General features: G+C 55.7%; 15 protein-coding genes and 1 pseudogene. 3 read left to right on the top strand and 13 right to left on the bottom strand.

The genetic code is table 11. The annotated features are described in order from the left end of the window. Window positions 1-15: 15 nt before the first annotated feature. From pip to HB779_RS23805, 6 genes and pseudogenes are all read right to left on the bottom strand, one after another. Window positions 16-966, bottom strand: a complete 951-nt coding sequence (pip, locus tag HB779_RS23830) for a prolyl aminopeptidase (protein ID WP_188346906.1) — start codon at window positions 964-966, stop codon at window positions 16-18. Window positions 967-1,034: 68 nt separating this feature from the next. After that, window positions 1,035-1,661, bottom strand: a complete 627-nt coding sequence (locus tag HB779_RS23825) for a nucleoside triphosphate hydrolase (protein WP_188346856.1) — start codon at window positions 1,659-1,661, stop codon at window positions 1,035-1,037. A 35-nt stretch (window positions 1,662-1,696) separates the two neighbouring features. Beyond that, a pseudogene (locus tag HB779_RS23820) lies at window positions 1,697-2,385 on the bottom strand (D-lyxose/D-mannose family sugar isomerase). A 16-nt stretch (window positions 2,386-2,401) separates the two neighbouring features. Then, window positions 2,402-3,181 carry an ATP-binding cassette domain-containing protein gene (locus HB779_RS23815; RefSeq protein ID WP_188346855.1) on the bottom strand — a complete coding sequence of 260 codons (780 nt, stop codon included), beginning with the start codon at window positions 3,179-3,181 and terminating at the stop codon, window positions 2,402-2,404. Continuing rightward, window positions 3,181-4,263 carry an ABC transporter permease gene (locus tag HB779_RS23810; RefSeq protein ID WP_188346854.1) on the bottom strand — a complete coding sequence of 361 codons (1,083 nt, stop codon included), beginning with the start codon at window positions 4,261-4,263 and terminating at the stop codon, window positions 3,181-3,183. The genes HB779_RS23815 and HB779_RS23810 overlap by 1 nt, the downstream gene beginning before the upstream one ends. Window positions 4,264-4,357: 94 nt before the next feature. Beyond that, a complete protein-coding gene (locus HB779_RS23805) occupies window positions 4,358-5,392 on the bottom strand; it encodes a sugar ABC transporter substrate-binding protein (protein ID WP_188346853.1) in 1,035 nt (344 codons plus the stop codon). A 313-nt stretch (window positions 5,393-5,705) separates the two neighbouring features. On the opposite strand from HB779_RS23805, the gene HB779_RS23800 reads away from it, so the two are divergent. The 3 genes from HB779_RS23800 to HB779_RS23790 are packed head-to-tail and all read left to right on the top strand — an operon-like array spanning window position 5,706 to window position 8,232. Beyond that, window positions 5,706-6,854: an ROK family transcriptional regulator gene (locus tag HB779_RS23800; RefSeq protein WP_188346852.1), complete on the top strand. Its 1,149-nt coding sequence runs from the start codon at window positions 5,706-5,708 to the stop codon at window positions 6,852-6,854. Window positions 6,855-6,856: 2 nt separating this feature from the next. Beyond that, on the top strand, window positions 6,857-7,303 hold the full coding sequence (locus HB779_RS23795) for an RbsD/FucU family protein (protein ID WP_188346905.1): 447 nt from the start codon (window positions 6,857-6,859) through the stop codon (window positions 7,301-7,303). Continuing rightward, window positions 7,300-8,232 (top strand): carbohydrate kinase, encoded by a 933-nt coding sequence (locus HB779_RS23790; RefSeq protein ID WP_188346851.1) that lies wholly within the window; start codon window positions 7,300-7,302, stop codon window positions 8,230-8,232. Before HB779_RS23795 ends, HB779_RS23790 begins: the two co-directional genes overlap by 4 nt. A gap of 76 nt (window positions 8,233-8,308) precedes the next feature. Here HB779_RS23790 and HB779_RS23785 read toward each other — a convergent pair whose 3' ends face one another. The 7 genes from HB779_RS23785 to HB779_RS23755 all read right to left on the bottom strand — a co-directional run bounded on the left by HB779_RS23785 (window position 8,309) and on the right by HB779_RS23755 (window position 18,882). Then, complete coding sequence (locus tag HB779_RS23785) at window positions 8,309-9,913, bottom strand: ABC transporter ATP-binding protein (protein WP_188346850.1); 1,605 nt, start codon at window positions 9,911-9,913, stop codon at window positions 8,309-8,311. A gap of 1 nt (window position 9,914) precedes the next feature. After that, entirely contained in the window at window positions 9,915-11,045 is a 1,131-nt protein-coding gene (locus HB779_RS23780; protein WP_188346849.1) for an ABC transporter permease, read from the bottom strand. Continuing rightward, window positions 11,038-11,961, bottom strand: coding sequence for an oligopeptide ABC transporter permease OppB (gene oppB, locus HB779_RS23775; RefSeq protein WP_188346848.1), 924 nt, complete (start codon window positions 11,959-11,961; stop codon window positions 11,038-11,040). Before oppB ends, HB779_RS23780 begins: the two co-directional genes overlap by 8 nt. Window positions 11,962-12,041: 80 nt before the next feature. Beyond that, window positions 12,042-13,640, bottom strand: a complete 1,599-nt coding sequence (locus HB779_RS23770) for a peptide ABC transporter substrate-binding protein (RefSeq protein ID WP_188346847.1) — start codon at window positions 13,638-13,640, stop codon at window positions 12,042-12,044. Between the two features lie 58 nt (window positions 13,641-13,698). Then, window positions 13,699-15,297, bottom strand: coding sequence for a peptide ABC transporter substrate-binding protein (locus tag HB779_RS23765; RefSeq protein WP_188346846.1), 1,599 nt, complete (start codon window positions 15,295-15,297; stop codon window positions 13,699-13,701). A gap of 195 nt (window positions 15,298-15,492) precedes the next feature. Further along, entirely contained in the window at window positions 15,493-17,088 is a 1,596-nt protein-coding gene (locus tag HB779_RS23760) for a peptide ABC transporter substrate-binding protein (RefSeq protein ID WP_188346845.1), read from the bottom strand. Between the two features lie 321 nt (window positions 17,089-17,409). Next, entirely contained in the window at window positions 17,410-18,882 is a 1,473-nt protein-coding gene (locus tag HB779_RS23755; RefSeq protein WP_188346844.1) for a deoxyribodipyrimidine photo-lyase, read from the bottom strand. Window positions 18,883-18,890: the final 8 nt, after the last annotated feature.

Below are 18,890 nucleotides of genomic sequence, written 5' to 3'. Positions count from 1 at the left end.
TTTTTCCGGCCCCTTTTATTTTCCCGCGAAGTGGTCGGTGGCGGTGACGATTGCATTGCTCATGCCGGGACTACCGGGTGAATGACCTGCATTGCCAACAATGACAAGTTCGCCATCCGGCCAAATCTTTGATAATTCCCATGCGGTAACAAGCGGGGCTTCAAGATCAAAACGGCCTTGAACCATCACACCCGCAATGCCTTTCAGACGGTGTGCCTGCCGCACCAGAATGCCATCGTCGAGCCAAGCGTTGTGATGAAAATAGTGGGTGATAATGCGGGCTCGTGCCAGCAGATAGCGGTCATCCGACCATTTGGGCGACAGTTTTGCTTCGGGATTAATCAGGATTGATGCGGCTTCCCAGTCATGCCAGTCACGTGCTGCCTTGAGGCGAATGGCCGGATCTGCATCATTCAATAAATGGTAATAAGCAGCAACGAGATCGCCATTCGATTCTGCCCCTGCCCGGAATTTCGCCCACTGTTCCGGAAACAGAGGTGCAATGTCACGGTACAGCCAGTCAATTTCCGCGCGTCTTGTTGTTGTGACCCCTGCGAACACCAATGCGCGAATGCGTTCAGCATGCCGTTGCGCGTAGGCCAGTCCGAGCGTGCAGCCCCAGGACATGCCGAAAACCAACCAGTCTTTTACGTCCAGATGGCGGCGCAGCCGCTCGATATCGCCAAGCAGATGTTCGGTTGTATTGACTGACAGATCCGAGTTCGGATCGCTCGCGTGAGGCGTGCTACGCCCGCAACCGCGCTGGTCAAACAGAATGATGCGATAGTGCTGCGGATCAAAGAAGCGGCGCGTTGTGGTCGAGTATCCTGATCCCGGCCCGCCATGCAGGACGAGCGCCGGAATGCCCTGCGGATTGCCGCACACCTCCCAATGAAGGCTGTTACCATCCCCGACATCAAGCATGCCTTCGTCGTGGGGTTCAATCTCTGGATAAAGCTCGCGCATCATATCTCGCTTCGATAATGGCAACCTCATTGCCGTTACCTGTCACACCCATATGACAAAGGCTGAGATTAATTAGTGACGGTATAGTCCGCCGGACGCGATGCGGACAGCACAAGTTCCGCATTGGGTATGTCGTTGGACTGCGCCCGCTGCTGGGCCGAGCCAACATTATAACCGAAGCCGAGCCAGCGTTGCACCAGCCGGTTTTCCATTTCAATGCGGTCCACTTGCAGAAACACTGTCATATCAAACAGCGGTGCCAGCCGGTCCCACGGATGTTCATTCAGCAGGAGATAATTGCCTTCGACCAGCAGGATGCGCTGATCACCGCGCACGATGCCGGCGCCGGCGCGTGCCAGATCAAGCTTGCGGTCAAACAACGGAATGACAACCTCATCCTCCCCTGCCCGCAGCCGCTTCAGCAAAATCTCGAGGCCAGCACAGTCAAATGTAGATGGTGAACCCTTGCGCTTGCGCTGGTCGCGGGCTTCAAGAATGGCATTGTCGAGATGGAATCCATCCATCGGCACCACAACGGCTGCATCGGCTTCTATAGTGTTGATTGCCTCGCAAAGCGCTGCAGAGACAGTCGATTTACCGGCCCCGGGAGGGCCGGCAATCGCCACGATCAGGCGCTTGGTTTCCGCAGCGCGAGCCAAAATGACCGGAACCAGATCCTCGATCGTTATATTCATTGCATGCTACTTGCTGTCAGAGTTTGGGCCGCCGCTCAGGCGAGCCATTTGTCATAGTCGGAGACGAGAAGATGCAAAGGTGCTTCGTCTTCATTGATTGAAGAGAAACGCCCGATCGGCTCGCGGAAAATATTGTCGGTCAGATCGTCGTTCACTGTGGAGACTTCGCCGATCAGCACGTCGCCGCCCTCACCCCAGAATGCATGCCAGTTGCCCGGCAGCAGGGTGACGCTTTCGCCCGGCTGCAGTTTGAGCAAGCCGCCGGCCTTCTGCCTGACGATACGCCCGTCCGTAGCCACTTCCACGTCGGTCTTCTCGTCAACGCTGCCATCGGCATTGGAGTTGAACAGTTCGAGTACGAGTGTGCCCCCGCCACGATTGATGATATCTTCGGCCTTGACGATATGACGATGCATCGGCGAAAGCTGCTTTTCGCGGGAAATCATGATCTTTTCCGCATAGAGCATGCCGCCGCCTTTTTCAGGTCTGCCTGATTGCCGTTGCGGGTGGTGAAGAGAAACAGGCCAAGTTCATCGAATTTGCCCTGTCCGTAATCGGTAATGTCCCAGCCGAGCCGGGCGTCGAGTATGGCTTTGGCATCGCTTGACGTGCGGGCCTTCATCTCTTCCGGCGACCAATATGCGAAGGGTGGCATGACATAGCCGAAAGAGCGGATGAACTTATCGCTTTCACGGATGATTTCGTTGACTTCAGACCGTTTCATTTTTCAATATTTTCCTTCATGCAATAAGGTTGGCAGGTGGCTCTTTGGCCCCCGTCATAAATGCCACGGCATCCGACATGGTGTATTCCTTGGGATTAATCACACAAAGACGTTTGCCAAGCCGGTGGATGTGGATGCGGTCCGCCACTTCGAAAACATGTGGCATATTGTGCGAGATCAGCACAATCGGCAATCCGCGCTTTTTCACATCTTGAATGAGCTCAAGCACGCGGCGGGACTCTTTCACGCCGAGCGCTGCCGTTGGCTCATCCATGATCACAACCTTGGAGCCGAAGGCCGCCGCACGGGCCACCGCAACACCCTGCCGCTGACCGCCGGATAGCGTTTCGACTGCCTGGCTGATGTTCTGGATGGTCATCAACCCGAGCTCGGTCAGCTTGTCGCGCGCCTGCTTTTCCATCGTCTTGCGGTCAAGCATGCGCATCCAGCTGCCAAGGAAACCCGGTTTACGGATTTCACGGCCAAGGAACATATTGTCGGCAATGGAAAGCGCCGGAGACAGGGCCAGGTTCTGGTACACGGTTTCGATCCCCGCATCGCGCGCTTCCATCGGCGAACGGAAATTGATCACCTTGCCATCCAGCTTGATTTCACCCTCATCAGGGTGGACAGCGCCGGAGATCGCCTTAATCAGCGAGGATTTGCCCGCTCCATTGTCGCCGATGACGGCCAGAACTTCGCCGGCATAAAGATCGAAATCCGCATGATCGAGCGCAGTGACGCGGCCGTAACGCTTGACCAGACCACGTGCGGTAAGGATAGGTTCCTGGGTCATCAGCTTGCTGCCTTTCTGATCCACTGATCAATTGCTACAGCCGAAATGATCAAAACGCCGATCATCAGATAGGTCCATTGCACGTCGGTGCCGTACATGCGCATGCCGAAGGAGAAGACGCCGACGATCAGCGCGCCGAACAGCATGCCGAGAATGGAGCCGCGTCCGCCAAACAGCGACATGCCGCCGATCACAACGGCTGTGATGGATTCGATATTGGCGAACTGGCCAACCTGTGGCGAAACCGAACCATTACGGCCGATCTGTGCCCAGCCTGCCAAAGCGCAGATGAAGCCAGCCAATACATAAACGGAAATGAGAACACGCTTGGTTCTGACACCCGCAAGTTCCGCTGCTTCGGGATCGTCACCGATCGCGTAGAGATGGCGGCCCCATGCGGTATGATTGAGGACGTACCAGAGGATGCCGATCAGCAGGATCATGGCAAACACGCCGTAGGTGAAGGTGGCGCCGCCAATCTGGACCTTTTCACCGAAGAACTGCAGCATGCGCGCGTTCGTTTCGATATCCTGCGCCCGGATCGTTTCATTGGCGGAATAGATATAAGTCGTCGCCAGAAAGATCTGCCATGTGCCGAGGGTGACAATGAAGGGCGGCAGTTTCACATAAGCGATAAGGATGCCGTTGATCAGACCGCACAGCCCGCCCAGTGCGACGCCGCACAGGATGGAGAGCTCCACCGGAAGGCCGTAGCGGAAGGTGAATTGTCCCATGACGACGGAGGTGAGAACCATGATCGCGCCGACCGAGAGGTCGATGCCAGCGGTCAGGATCACCAGTGTCTGTGCCGCGCCAACGATGCCGACAATCGCCACCTGTTGCAGAATGAGCGACAGGGCGAAGGGCGTGAAGAATCGCGACCCAACGATGACAGCGAAGATAATCAACGAAAGCACGAGCACGATCAGCGGAACGGCTGCGGGGCTCGAATGAAGGAAATGCCGCGTCTGTTCGATCAGGCTTTTCCGCTCGGTATCAAAATTGGCAACAGCTGTCGCGCTTTGCGTCAGCACATTCTCGAATTCCTGCTTGGGTTGTGTTCCCGGATTCGTTTCGGTCATGGGTTGGCTCCCCGAAAATTTGTGCAGTATGGAGAGGACGGTTTTACACCGTCCCCTCCCTGTCTGCTTGCTTTTCTCTTAGATCAGGCTGTGATCAGCCCCAGCACTTTGCAAGGCCAGTCTTCACGTCGATAGAGGGTACACCTTTGACCGGCTTGTCGGTAACAAGGGATACGCCAGTATCGAAGAAGCTCTTGCCTTCAGTCGGCTTCGGCTTTTCGCCAGTATCAGCGAACCTCTTGATCGCCTCAATGCCGAGCGAAGCCATCATCAGCGGATATTGCTGCGAAGTTGCGCCGATAACGCCAGCTTCAACATTCTTTACACCAGGGCAGCCGCCGTCGATGGAAACGATGAGGACATCTTTTTCCTTGCCGAAAGCTTTCAGGGCTTCATAGGCACCGGCTGCTGCCGGTTCGTTGATGGTGTGAACGACGTTGATGCCCGGATCCTTCTGCAGAAGGTTTTCCATGGCTTTGCGGCCGCCTTCTTCATTGCCATTGGTAATGTCGTGGCCGACGATACGCGGGTCCTTTTCGTCGCCGATCTTGTTGATATCGACAACGTCAATGCCAAAGCCTTTCATGAAGCCCTGATCGCGCAGTACGTCAACGGAAGGCTGTGATGGTGTGAGATCAAGGAATGCGACCTTTGCATCCTTGGCCTTGTCGCCCAAGGTGCCCAAAGCCCACTGGCCAATCAGTTCACCAGCCAGAAGATTGTCTGTTGCAAAGGTTGCATCTGCCGCATCGACCGGATCAAGCGGTGTATCGAGTGCGATCACGAGAACGCCCGCATCACGTGCCTGTTTAACCGATGAAACAATACCTGCTGTATCCGAAGCTGTGATCAGGATACCCTTGGCACCATCAGCAATGCAGGTTTCGATCGCTGCAACCTGGCTTTCGCTGTCGCCATCGATCTTGCCGGCATAGGTCTTCAGGTCAACGCCCAGTTCCTTGGCTTTGGCGACCGCGCCTTCCTTCATTTTGACGAAGAACGGGTTGGTATCAGTTTTGGTGATCAGGCAAGCGCCGACACCGGCAGCCTGTGCCGGGGCTGCGAAAGCAGCGATTGCCACAGCCGTGGCACCGAAAACGGTTGATTTCAGAAAAATGCTTTTGCGCATGTCATTACCTCCCAGAGTTTGATTCAAAACGCGTTAAATCCATAACGCGACGTGCCGCCACCCCGGCAGCCCGACTTCTCTCATGAACATCTCGGACAGTTATCCTCCCGGCCAAGTGCTGCCCTAGGAAATACCAGCCTCGCCGACCTGTCAACATTAATAAATCACTCTTATTTATTATTGACAGCTTTACCCAATCGCTCCATTGTCGCCCGATATGAGGGAGGACGTCCTTTTGGGCATCAGACTATCGGAGCGTCACGGTTCGGGAGGAACACGGCCGCCGCTCCATCAAGGTACAAATCAGAGCGGTATGCGCGACCACAATGAGCGGGTCGTGCTTTCCTTGTTGCGCCAGCATGGCAGCCTCGCCAAAACTGCCATTGCCCGGATGACCGGCCTTTCGGCGCAGACAATCTCGATCATCATGCGCATGCTTGAAGCCGACGAACTGTTGTCGCGCGAAGAACCGTTGCGCGGCCGGATCGGTCAGCCGCTGATCCCGATGTCGCTCAATCCCGAAGGAGCATTTTTCCTTGGCCTGAAGATCGGACGCCGCAGTGCCGATCTTGTCCTGATTGATTTCGTCGGCCGGATACGCTCGATGCTGCACCTCCCCTACCCCTATCCCACACCGGATTCTGTGGTTGCCTTTGCCCGGGATGGTATCGCAACCATGATGGCCGGGCTTGATGCAAAGCAGCGTTCCAAGGTAGCTGGACTTGGTATTGCCGCTCCGTTCGAACTGTGGAAATGGGCCGATACGGTTGGCGCACCGCAGGAAATCCTGGACCAGTGGCGGCAGACCGATATCAAGGCATCTATCGCAGCGATTTGTGATTTCCCTGTCTACCTGCAGAATGACATCACCGCTGCCTGCGGCGCTGAGCTTGTCTTTGGCGAAACCAAAGACCTCAACGATTTCGTTTATTTCTATATCGGTTCCTTCGTCGGCGGCGGCATTGTCATCAATGGCAATCTCTATTCCGGCCGTACGGGAAATGCTGGAGCGTTGGGCTCCATGCCGGTGCCAGGACCAGATGGTGAATCCCGGCAGCTCATTGATATTGCCTCAATCACGGCGCTGGAACGGATCGTGACAGGGCTTGGCCGTGACCCCTCCCCGCTTTGGACATCACCGGAGGACTGGGGCCCGATGGGCGAAGAACTCGACGGATGGATTGACCGTTCGGGCAAAGCAATTGCACATGCGGTGATTGCAGCTTCATCCATCGTTGATTTCGAAGCGGCCATTATTGATGGCTGGATGCCTGCCAGCGTGCGGGTGCGGATTGTCGATGCGGTGCGCAAGCATGTCGGCACATTTGATCTGGAGGGTATCGAACTGCCGTCCATCGTCGAAGGCTCGGTTGGCATTCATGCAAGGGCATTGGGCGCAGCCAGCCTTGCTTTGTCCGACCGCTTTCTCATCGGACAGAAAATATTCAGAAAGGGTGATTGAACGTGTTGATTGGTATTCCGCCTGTTCTCGGGCCGGAGCTGCTGGCGACTTTGCGCGCCATGGGACATGGCGACGAGATCGCATTGGTGGACGGCAATTATCCGGCGCTGGAACATGGCCGCCGATTGATCCGTGCTGATGGCCTGCCGCTGATCCCAATTCTCGACGCAATTCTGCAGGTCCTGCCTGTTGATGATTTCGTTCCGCAAGCTTTGTTTCGCGCGACGGTCAAGGGCAATCCGGGCTTGCTTGATTCGGTGCATCGGGAAATGATTGACGTCTGCGCACGCCGTGCTCCGGGCTTTCCAGTGGTGCCACTGGCAGGCGATGCCTTTTATACGCGCGTGAAGAATGCCCACACGATCATTGCAACGAGCGAACCAAGGCTTTACGGCAATATTATCGTCCGCAAGGGCGTCATCTATCCATCGAAAGAGACTGACCAATGATCCTATGCTGTGGTGAAGCCCTGATCGACATGCTGCCGCGTAAGAGCGACGCAGGTGAAGCAGCCTTTGCGCCCTATGTTGGCGGCGCGGTGTTCAATACGGCAATTGCTCTCGGGCGGCTTGGCGTGCCGACAGAATTTTACTCCGGCGTTTCATCGGATTTCTTCGGCCAGATGCTGCGTGACAGCCTTGCGGAAAACCATGTTGGCACGCGCTATGCGCATATCTCGCCGCAGCCGACGACACTCGCCTTCGTGCGGCTGACCGATGGCCAGGCCAGCTATATTTTCTACGACGAGAACAGTGCTGGACGTTCGCTGGCGATTGCCGATCTGCCGCAGCTTGACGACAATGTCACCACGCTGCAATTCGGCGCGATCAGCCTCATTCCGGAGCCCTGCGGTTCGACCTATGAAGCGCTGATGGCGCGGGAACATGAAAAGCGTGTGATTGTTCTCGATCCCAACATCCGCCCCGGCTTTATCCCGGACAAGGAAAAGCACCTCGCCCGTATGCGCCGTATGATTGCCATGAGCGATATCGTCAAGATTTCCGACGAGGACCTACGCTGGTTTGGCGAAAGCGGCACGATTGACGAAATCGCACGGCGCTGGATTGTTCCAGCGTCGCAGTTCGGGCCGAAGCTCATTCTGGTAACCCACGGCGCCGATGGTGTGACCGGCTATACATTGGAACTCACCGTGCAGGTTGCTGCACAAAAAGTGCCGGTGGTCGATACGGTCGGTGCGGGCGATACATTTACTGCCGGTGTTTTGACCTCGCTGCAGGAAGCGGGCCTTCTGGTGAAAACCGGGCTGACATCGCTGAGCGAAAGTCAGATCCGCGATGCTTTGCTGCTTGGCGTCAAAGCCGCAGCAGTGACGGTCTCGCGCGCTGGTGCGAACCCACCGTGGCGTTCGGAACTTTAACGAGAGCGGGCTGCTTTAAGCAACGCCATTCTATGACATCATGTCGATAGAATGGCGTTATTCATTCTACGTCTTATTAGTCCAAATCGAACGCTGCGCCGATCAGTGTCTTCGTATAATCGTGCTGTGGCGCGTCAAAAATGTCGTCGGTTTGGCCTTCCTCGACAATCTTTCCGCTTTTCATCACGATCACATAATCCGACATCGCCTTGATAACCGCGAGGTCGTGACTGATGAAAATATAGGACAGGTCGTGTTTGGCCTGCAGGTCGCGCAACAGCTCAATCACCTGCCCCTGCACGGAACGGTCAAGCGCCGATGTCGGCTCATCAAGAATAACGACTTTCGGCTTGAGGATCATCGCACGGGCAATGGCAATACGCTGCCGCTGGCCGCCGGAAAACTCATGCGGATAGCGGTTGCGTGCCGTGGGATCGAGGCCGACTTCCTTCAGTGCTGCGACAGCCCGCTTGTCGCGGTCTGAACGTGACAGTTGCGGCTCGTGAATGAGCAGGCCCTCTGTGATGATTTCGCCGACTGTCTGGCGTGGTGACAGCGATCCGTATGGATCCTGGAACACCAGCTGCAATTCCCGCCGCAATGGCCGCATCGCCGAGCGGTCAAAGTTGGAAATATTCTTGCTGCCAAAATGATACTGGCCACTGCTCGGCAGCAACCGCAGCAGTGCACGGCCAAGCGTTGATTTGCCGGAGCCGGATTCGCCGACAATGCCGATCGTCTGCCGCTGTTTCAGGCGAACTGTGACCCCGTCCACAGCGCGGAAACGCGTATGGGCGCTGGAGAAGAAGCCGCCGCCAATAGCGAAATCGACTGTGACATTGCGCCCTTCAAGCATCACGGGCGCCTTGTCTTCCGGCGCCGATTTGCTGCCGCTGGGTTCGGCCGCCAGCAGCATCTTGGTGTAGTCTTCCTGAGGATTTTCAAAGATATCCTTGATCGTCCCTTTCTCCACAACCTCGCCTCGCCGCATGACGACGACGCGTTCGGCAAAGTGTTTGACCACGCCCAGATCGTGCGTGATGAGAACAATGGCCATGCCGAAGCGCTTCTGCAGCTCCCGCAGCAGATCAAGAATTTGCGCCTGAATCGTCACATCGAGCGCAGTGGTCGGCTCATCGGCAATCAGAAGATCGGGCTCGTTGGCAAGCGCCATGGCGATCATGACGCGCTGCCGCTGACCGCCCGACATTTCATGCGGATAGCTGTTGATACGGCGCTCCGGCTCGGGAATACCGACGAGCTTCAGCAGCTCGAGCACGCGCACCTTGGCCTGCTTGAAGCTGACACCCTTGTGATGGACGATCGGCTCTGCGATCTGCCGCCCGATCGTATAGAGCGGATCAAGCGAGGTCATCGGCTCCTGGAAAATCATCGTGATTTTCGAACCACGCACATCATTGAGCGCTTTGGTGGAAAGCCCCACCAGTTCCTTGCCGCGATATTTTGCCGAACCAACCACACGGCCATTCTTGGCCAAAAGGCCCATAATGCCCATCATGGTCTGGCTCTTGCCGGAGCCGGATTCGCCCACTACGGCGAGCGTCTCGCCGGGCAGCACATCCAGATCGATGCCCTTGACGGCGTTCACATCGCCGTCGGGTGTGGTGAAGTCAACTTTCAGTCCGCGTACGGACAATACATAATCCTTGTTGTCCGTCATTTTAGCGGTCCTTAGGGTCGAGTGCATCACGCAGGCCATCACCAATGAAGTTCAGCGAGAACAGGGTGATGACAAAGAAAATTGCAGGGAAAATCAGCAACCAGGGTGCGGACTGCATCTTGTTTGCCCCTTCTGAAATCAGCGCGCCCCAGCTGGTCAGCGGTGCCTGAACACCAAGGCCAAGGAAGGAGAGGAAGCTTTCCAGAAGGATGACTTTCGGAACCACAACCGTGACGAAAACAATGACCGGGCCGATCGTATTGGGAATGATGTGCCGGCGGATAATCTGCCAGTCCGTCAATCCCAATGCCTGCGCCGCTCCGATAAATTCGCGGCGTTTGAGCGCCAGTGTCTGGCCGCGCACGATGCGGGCCATATCCAGCCACTCCACCGCGCCGATCACCAGAAAGATCAGGATAAAACTTCGCCCGAAAAACACGACGAGAACCACGACGAGAAAAACGAATGGCAGTGAGTATAGAATTTCGATGAGGCGCATCATCACATTGTCAACGCGCCCGCCGATGTAACCGGAGATAGCACCGTAGGTCACGCCAACTGCCAGTGAAACAAGGCTGGCCAGGAAACCCACGGCAAGCGAAATCTGTCCGCCGAGCATGATACGGGCCAGCATATCGCGGCCATTGGCATCCGTGCCGAAGAAGAAGTATTCGCGGTTGACATTGCCGGAGAGTTTCAGGGTTTTGCCGTCGTCTTCCGTGGCGGCAACCTGTGTGTTGTCAAACTCGTTTGCCCGGTCGAAATAGCGGGTCGTGCGCGGATCGATCGTCTGCTCCGAATGGATGGTTGCCGTAAACGTATTGCCGTCAACGGCGAACTCTTTCAGCTCGACTTTGGCGCGGCTTGCCACGCCGGCCATGACATCCCCAAGCGTATTGGTCTTGGGCAAGGCCTCAAGACTTGGCGGGATCGTTACATAGGACGGGAACACCTGATCGTAGGTATGATTGATGAAATACGGCCCGAAAAACGAGAAGACCGTGATCAGGACCAAGACAACACAGCCAGCCATGGCGGCGCGGTTGCGGCGAAAGCGAATGGTCGCCAGCTGGAACAGACTGCGTCCTTTGCTTTCCTCGGGCGGAATGATTGTTGCGGATATATCAGTCATGGCGAACCCTCGGATCAAGAAGGCCGTACAGAATATCGACCACAAGATTGAAAACGATGACGAAAATCGCCACGAGAACCACGGTTCCCATCACAAGCGTATAATCGCGGTTGATAGCGCCGAGCACGAAATAGCGGCCGACGCCGGGGATGGTGAAGATAGTCTCGACCACGGCCGATCCAGTCAGCAAGGCTGCGGCACACGGCGCGAGGTAAGACACGACGGGCAGAAGCGCGCCGCGCATCGCGTGCGTGATGATGACAGTGCGCGGTGGCAATCCGTAGGCGCGTGCCGTGCGGATATGGTCCGTATGCAGACCTTCAATCATGGAGCCACGTGTGAGGCGGGCAAACACGGCCAGCTGCGGCAATGCCAGCGCAATCATCGGCAGCAGAAGGAAGCGCCAGGAGCCATCCCCCCAGCCACCTGCAGGCAACAGTGACAACAATACGGCGAAGATCAGGGTGAGGACGGGCCCGACGACGAAGTTGGGCACGGTCACACCGATCGTTGCGACGGACATGATAAGGAAATCGAGGAAACTGTTCTGCCGGAGGGCTGCAATCGTTCCGACGGTAACCCCGCCGATAAGAGCAAGCAAAAGAGCATAGAAACCCAGTTCAACCGAGTAAGGTAAACCCTTGCCGATCAATTCGGCGATGGTGTTGTCCTTGTAGATGTAGCTCGGGCCGAAATCGCCGGTGACTGCATTCTTGAGATATTGCAGATACTGGTTCCAGAGCGGCTGATCCAGATGGTAGGCCTTCATCAGGTTCTCCATCGTCGCGGGTGGCAGCGGTCTTTCAAGGTTGAAGGGACCACCCGGTGCGAAGCGCATCAGGAAGAACGAAATCGTGACGACAATAAACAATGTCGGCACCGCGCTCGCCAATCGGCGAAGGACGAAATGAAACATGGAGATATACTCTCTCTTCTGTGCAGCTTCCGCAGCAGCTGCACCCACTCACTCAGTTAACCCTTGCGTTCAAGACAACATTATTCCGCAAGGCTCAGATATTTGCTCAGATGTTCGTTGGGTGCATTATCCACCCAGCCTTTGATTTTGCCGGCAATAAGCCAGAGATTGGCACTGTTCATCAGCGTGGTGACCGGTTGATCGCGCGCCAGCAAAGCTTCTGCCTGATGCATGATTTTCGAGCGGGCGACGGGATCGCGCTCGTCATAGGACTGCTTCATCAGCGCATCATATTCCGGGTTGCTGTAGTGCCCGTAATTGAAGGTCTTGTTGGAGCTCATGTTGAGGGCCAGGAAGGTTTCGGCATCGGCGTAATCGGCGATCCATCCGGCGCGGGCGACATTGAATTTGCCGCCCTCCTGCAGGTAGGCATAGTGGGACGACACATCGAGATTCATCAAGGTGACGTTGGCGCCGAATGTCTTCTTCCAATTGTCTGCGACGGCGGTGGCGATACGCTCATGATTGGCATTGGTGTTGTAGCGGATTTCGATGTTGAGCGGCTTGCCGCCCTCGCCGTATCCGGCCTCTTTCATCAGAGCGATGGCTTTGTCGTCGCGATCAAGCTGGGACATGCTGGCAAAAGCCGGCTTTTCTGGTTCGCCGTAGGTGGCGATACCGGGAGCGACGACTGAATAGGCTGGCAATTGAGCGCCGCTGTAGATTTCGTTGGCAAGGAAGTCCCGGTCGATTGCCATGGACAGCGCATTGCGTACACGCACATCGTTGAAGGGCTCGGTACGCGAGTCAAAGGCGTAATAGTAAGTGCCGAGACGGGGGGAGATGTGAACCTCGTCGCCAAAGGTTTTACGCAAACGCGCGATCTGATCGGCCGAGAAATTGAAGACAATATCCATTTCCTTGGCTTCAAAACGCCGGAGGGCTGCCGCATCATCCTCGGTTGGGTAGAAAATCACCTTGTCGAGCTTGACGCTGGCAGCATCCCAATATTCCGGGTTCTTTCCAGCCGTCAGGTGATCGTTCGGCACGTGTTCGAGCAGTTTGAAAGCGCCGTTGCTGACCAGCTTACCCGGCTTGACGAATTCAGCGCCATTCTTCTCGAGACTTGCCTTGTTCACGGGAAGCGCGGTCTGGTGTGCAAGCAGCTCAAGAAAGAAGGGTGTTGCACGTTCCAGTGTGACCTCAAGGGTCTTGGCATCCACTGCTTTCACGCCGAGCTGGTCGGTCGGGATTTCGCCCTTGTTGACCTTTTCGGCATTCTTGATCGGATACAGGATATTGGCATATTTGGCGGCCGTCTTCGGGTCTTCTATGCGGCGATACGAGAAGGCGAAATCTTCTGCGGTGACAGGCGTGCCATCGGACCAGTTGGCCTTGTCGCGCAGTTTGAATGTATAGACGGTGCCATCGTCCGATACTTTCCAGCTCTCCGCAGCGCCCGGCACGATCTTGCCGCTGGCGTCATAGATCGTCAGTCCCTCATACAGGTCCTTGACGATAAAGGCTTCGATATCAATGGATGTCTGGGATTGGTCCAGCGTATTGGGTTCGCCGGAATTGCCCCGGTGCAGAACCGCCTCCGCAAGGGCTGGACTGGCGGCAAGCATTAGCGTGCCAAGCAGGATTGCGGTGCGCAGATTAAACTTCACAGACATCATTTACCGTCCTTTCCCTATTGATCAAAGCGTGCGGCCCCTGACAGGGCAGCACGTGCGGTTACTGTTCGAGGCTCAGATATTTGCTCAGGTGATCGTTGGTGCCGTTGTCTTCCCAGCCCTTGACCCGATTGGAGACAAGCCAGAGCTGACCAAAATTCATCATGGGCGCGACAGGCTGTTCGCGCAGCACCAATGCCTCTGCCTGATGCAGGATCTTGGAGCGGGCTGCAGGATCTTTTTCGTCGTAAGATTTTTTCACCAGAGCATCGAATTCAGGATTGTTCCAGCGGCCATAGTTGAAGGTGGTGTTGGTGCTGAGATTGATGACCATGAAGTTTTCGGCGTCGGCATAGTCCGCAGTCCAGCCGGCGCGGGCGACGTTGAACTTGCCGCCCTCCTTCAGATAGGCGTAGTGCGCGCTGATATCGTTCTGCAGCAGCGTGACATTTGCTCCGAAGGCCTTTTTCCACATGTCGGCGACCGCGATGGCAACACGTTCGTGGTTGGGATTGGTGTTGTAGCGGATTTCGATGTTGAGCGGCTTGCCACCCTTGCCGTAGCCCGCTTCCTTCATCAGTTCGAGCGCCTTGTCTTCGCGGTCGAGCTGGGACATATCGGCGAAATCAGATTTTTCAGGTTCGCCGTAGCTGGCAATACCCAATGGTACGAGCGAATAGGTTGGCAGCTGTGCACCCTTGTAGATTTCCTTCGAGAGGAAATCACGGTCAATGGTCATGGACAGCGCCCGGCGCACGCGAACATCACTGAATGGCTCGACGCGCGTATCGAACGAATAGAAATAAGTGGAAAGGGCCGGGGTGATACGGACCTGATCGCCCATCGATGCTTTCAGCCGTTCGATCTGGTCTGCGGAGAAATTGTAGACGAGGTCCATTTCCTTGGCCTCGAAGCGCCGCACGGCCGCCGCCTGATCTTCGGTTGGATAGAAAATCACCTTGTCGAGTTTGACATCGGCCGCACCCCAGTAATCAGGGTTCTTTGCTGCGGTCAGATGATCGTTCTGGACGTGTTCGACCAGTTCGAAAGCGCCGTTGGAGACGAGCTTGCCCGGCTTGATGAACTCGGCGCCATTCTTTTCCAGGCTGGCCTTATTGACCGGCAGTGCAGTCTGGTGGGCCAATAGTTCCACGAAGAACGGGGTCGCACGCTCCAGCGTTATTTCTAGCGTCTTGGCGTCGATGGCTTTCATGCCCAATTGATCAACCGGCAGCGCGCCTTTGTTGATCTTTTCTGCGTTCTTGATGGGATAGAGCATGTTAGCATAGCCAGCGGCCGTCTTCGGCTCTTCCACCCGCTTGAACGAGAAAATGAAATCATTAGCTGTAACAGGCGATCCATCCGACCAGTTGGCCTTGTCGCGGATCTTGAATGTGTAAACCGTGCCGTCATCTGACACTGTCCAGCTCTCGGCCGCTCCCGGTACGATCTTGCCGGCGGGATTGTAGGAGGTAAGACCTTCGTAGAGATCTTTCAGGATGAAAGCTTCGATTTCGAGCGATGTCTGGGAAGGATCCAGCGTTTGCGGTTCACCGCTATTGCCGCGGTGCAGCACCGCTTCGGCCAAGGCCGGGCTCAAACCAAGCAAGAGAGAGCCTGCAAGCAAGGCAGCGGAAAAACTGAACTTCGCAAACGTCATTGGATTATTCCTCACCATTTTACTGATCGGCGACTGACACGAAATGGACAAAGCTTACCTGTGCGCTGCCCCGGTGAAACGGGAAAGCGTCAGGCAATTACGGATTGTAAACATGTGGTCGAAAGAGTGGCACATAGCGAGCCGGGCAAATGAGAGGCGCGCAACCTGCGGGTGCAGATTGCGCGCCAGACTTTGCTATTGAACGCTGAGATATTTGCTCAGATGCTCATTATTGGCATTGTCGCCCCAACCCTTGACCTTGTCGGCCACGAGCCAGAGGTTGGCGTCGTTCATCAACGGCGCGATGGGCTGATCACGCATGATCAAAGCTTCAGCTTCGTGCAGGATCTTGGCACGAGCGGCTGGATTGCGCTCTTCGTAGGACTTCTTCATCAGCGCATCAAATTCCGGATTTTCATAATGTCCGTAATTGAATGTCTTGTTGCTGCTGACATTGAGATTGAGGAAGTTTTCTGGATCAGCATAGTCAGCGGTCCAGCCGGCGCGTGCAACGTTGAACTTGCCGCCTTCCTGCAGGTAAGCGTAATGCGAGGAAATATCGAGATTCATCAGCGTTACATTGGCGCCGAAGGCCTTCTTCCACATATCGGCAACGGCCGTTGCAACACGCTCGTGGTTCGGGTTGGTGTTGTAACGGATTTCAATGTTCAGCGGCTTGCCGCCTTCGCCGTAGCCCGCTTCCTTCATCAGCTTGAGCGCATCGTCATCACGGTCAAGCTGAGATTTGTCGGCGAAATCTGCCTTTGACGGTTCGCCGTAATTTTCCATGCCTGGGGGAACCAGGGAATAGACCGGCAATTTCGTGCCGTTGTAGATATCCTTGGCAAGGAAGTCGCGATCAACCGCCATGGACAGAGCGCGGCGCACGCGAACGTCATTGAAAGGCTCAACGCGTGTATCGAAGGGGTAGTAATAAGTTGCCAGAGCCGGGGTCACATGGACCTGCTTGGCATTGGCAGCGCGCATGCGCTCGATCTGGTCGGAAGAGAAGTTGTAAACGAGGTCAAGTTCACCGGCTTCATAACGTCGGACAGCAGCGGCCTGATCTTCGAGCGGATAGAAAATCACCTTGTCGAGTTTGACGTTTGCTGCGTCCCAATAGTTTTCGTTCTTGGCGGCAGTCAGATGATCGTTTGGAACATGTTCAACCAGCTTGAATGCGCCGTTGCCGACGAGCTTGCCCGGTTTGACGAAGTCAGCGCCATTTTTTTCGAAGCTGGCTTTGTTGATCGGCAATGCGGTCTGGTGTGACAGCAGTTCGATAAAGAACGGGGTAGGACGTTCGAGCGTGATTTCCAGCGTCTTGGCGTCAATCGCCTTTACGCCGAGTTCTTCGATCTTGGCCTTGCCCTTGTTGACGGCTTCAGCGTTCTTGATCGGATAAAGAATGTTGGCGTAACCGGCTGCGGTCTTTGGATCTTCGACGCGGCGCATCGAGAAGACGAAATCTTCCGATGTTACAGGCGTGCCGTCAGACCAGTTGGCTTTATCGCGCAGCTTGAATGTGTAGACCGTGCCATCATCTGAAACTTTCCAGCTTTCGGCAGCGCCGGGAACGATCTTGCCATCGGCATCATAAACGGTCAGGCCTTCATAGAGGTCCTTGACGATGAAAGCTTCGATATCGATGGAGGTCTGAGCCTGGTCAAGGGTCTGCGGTTCACCGCTGTTGCCGCGATGCAGCACGGTCTCTGCCAGTGCAGGGCTTGCGCCTATCATCAGCGATCCAAGCAGCAGTGCCGCACGGAGGTTGAGTTTCATAAATGACATTTTTAAGTCCTTCCCCTTTTGTATTGGCCTTAAGTAATAGAAGGCATGAACAAAAGCCAAAATTTGACCAAACGCAAGCCGTCGATTCCGCAAAATTTGCGAAATATTCGGATCGACTGTGCTGGTCAAATTGCGCTAAGATGAGGATAGATCAGCATTTTCGGGCTGTTTTCTCTCAAAGCAAATTTTACGAAAACGTCAAAAAAATTGTGCACGATGTGGACCTTGAGGCCAATTCTCGCCATTTTTTGATCAAAAATCGACGTGCGAACCGCTTTGGAAGGTTCGTTTTTGCCTTTTCCACGGAAAATGGTTTTACAGCTAAATCGGTTCAGATGTTTTTCGCGTCTCGGCATAGGCGATCAATGCCTGCTGTCGCGCCGCCTGATGATCGACGATCGGCTGCGGATAGGTTTCGCCGAGGCTGACCTTGGCATCCTTCAAAACCGCTTCCGGAGCAAGCCATGGCGCATGCAGATATTTGTCGGGAAGATGTTTGAGTTCCGGCACAAATTCCCTGATGTAACCACCCCTCGGGTCGAACTTGTCGCCCTGCAGCATGGGGTTGAAAATCCGGAAATACGGCGCCGCATCGGCTCCTGATCCAGCGACCCATTGCCAGCTTGCGGCATTGCTGGCGGGGTCCGCATCGACAAGCGTATCCCAGAACCATTCCTCACCCCGGCGCCAGTCAACGCGCAGATGCTTGATCAGAAACGATGCCGTAATCATGCGGACACGGTTGTGCATCCAGCCGGTCTGCCAGAGCTGGCGCATCCCGGCATCGACGATGGGATAGCCGGTTTGACCTTGCTGCCACGCGGCAAGATGGTCTGGAGCGTTGCGCCATGTGAAATTGTCGAACGAAGCATTGTAGTTCTTCGTCGCCAATTGCGGATTGTTGAACAGCAGGTGGTAGGAGAATTCGCGCCAGCCGATCTCTCTGCGAAACTTCTCTACGCCCTCGCCCTCATCGGCAAGCTCGGGCGATTTCAGCGCGCGCCAAATCTGGAATGGTGTGATTTCACCATGGGCAAGATGGGGCGAAAGCCGTGATGTTGCTTCGATGGCAGGCTTGTCCCGGTCGTGTTTGTAGGCAGCAATGGCCCCGTCGAGGAAGTCGGCCAAACGTTGGTGCGCGCCTGCTTCTCCCGGTGTCCAGTCCTTCGCAAAGCCTTTTGCCCAATCCGGCCTGTTCGGCAACAGCCCCCAATTGTCCAGCCTGTCCGTGCTGGTTTTGCCTTGGTAAGGCCGCAGCTTTTTCGGAGCCGGGACCGGATCTCGCGGTTCGGGCCCTACAGTGAAAGCCCGCCAGAATGGCGAATATACCCGGTAAAAACCGCCCGAACCTGTCTTGAAAAGATAGGGTTCATGCAGGAGATGACCATCAAAGCTTTCCGCCGCGATGTCACGCTGCCCCAGTTCCGCTTTCAGGACTTTGTCTGTCTCGACACCTGGGGGATCATAGCGGCGGTTCCACAGAACCATGTCTGCGCCGGTTTCTTCGATCAGGGCATCAACGATATCCTGCGTTAAGCCCCGCTTCAAAAGCAGGTCAGCACCGATTGATCGCAAAGAAGTGTGGAGCCCTGTCAGTGAATGGTGCAGCCACCATTGACGGGCGCCGCCGATGGCGCGGGCCTGTTCGGCTTGTTCATCCCACAGAAATACCGGAATAACCGGCTTACCCGTCCCTGCCGCCGCATACAGCGCGCGATTGTCGCTGATCCGCAAATCGTGCCGGAACAGCACGATAACCGGTGCATCATTGCTCGTTGATCGCTGCTCAGCCATGCATGCCT

This window comes from Phyllobacterium sp. 628 (assembly GCF_014189505.1).
Taxonomy (GTDB): Bacteria; Pseudomonadota; Alphaproteobacteria; order Rhizobiales; family Rhizobiaceae; genus Phyllobacterium.
The sequence above is the reverse complement of the archived record's forward strand: the minus strand, read 5'-3'. Positions and strand labels throughout refer to the sequence as shown.

What these genes read in the sequence shown, in the direction of transcription:
- HB779_RS23755 (WP_188346844.1), bottom strand. Translation starts at nt 18,882, where the DNA reads ATGGCTGAGCAGCGATCAACGAGCAATGATGCACCGGTTATCGTGCTG.
- HB779_RS23770 (WP_188346847.1), bottom strand. Translation starts at nt 13,640, where the DNA reads ATGATGTCTGTGAAGTTTAATCTGCGCACCGCAATCCTGCTTGGCACG.
- HB779_RS23800 (WP_188346852.1), top strand. Translation starts at nt 5,706, where the DNA reads ATGCGCGACCACAATGAGCGGGTCGTGCTTTCCTTGTTGCGCCAGCAT.
- HB779_RS23825 (WP_188346856.1), bottom strand. Translation starts at nt 1,661, where the DNA reads ATGAATATAACGATCGAGGATCTGGTTCCGGTCATTTTGGCTCGCGCT.
- HB779_RS23815 (WP_188346855.1), bottom strand. Translation starts at nt 3,181, where the DNA reads ATGACCCAGGAACCTATCCTTACCGCACGTGGTCTGGTCAAGCGTTAC.
- HB779_RS23805 (WP_188346853.1), bottom strand. Translation starts at nt 5,392, where the DNA reads ATGCGCAAAAGCATTTTTCTGAAATCAACCGTTTTCGGTGCCACGGCT.
- HB779_RS23785 (WP_188346850.1), bottom strand. Translation starts at nt 9,913, where the DNA reads ATGACGGACAACAAGGATTATGTATTGTCCGTACGCGGACTGAAAGTT.
- HB779_RS23780 (WP_188346849.1), bottom strand. Translation starts at nt 11,045, where the DNA reads ATGACTGATATATCCGCAACAATCATTCCGCCCGAGGAAAGCAAAGGA.
- HB779_RS23810 (WP_188346854.1), bottom strand. Translation starts at nt 4,263, where the DNA reads ATGACCGAAACGAATCCGGGAACACAACCCAAGCAGGAATTCGAGAAT.
- oppB (WP_188346848.1), bottom strand. Translation starts at nt 11,961, where the DNA reads ATGTTTCATTTCGTCCTTCGCCGATTGGCGAGCGCGGTGCCGACATTG.
- pip (WP_188346906.1), bottom strand. Translation starts at nt 966, where the DNA reads ATGCGCGAGCTTTATCCAGAGATTGAACCCCACGACGAAGGCATGCTT.
- HB779_RS23790 (WP_188346851.1), top strand. Translation starts at nt 7,300, where the DNA reads ATGATCCTATGCTGTGGTGAAGCCCTGATCGACATGCTGCCGCGTAAG.
- HB779_RS23760 (WP_188346845.1), bottom strand. Translation starts at nt 17,088, where the DNA reads ATGTCATTTATGAAACTCAACCTCCGTGCGGCACTGCTGCTTGGATCG.
- HB779_RS23765 (WP_188346846.1), bottom strand. Translation starts at nt 15,297, where the DNA reads ATGACGTTTGCGAAGTTCAGTTTTTCCGCTGCCTTGCTTGCAGGCTCT.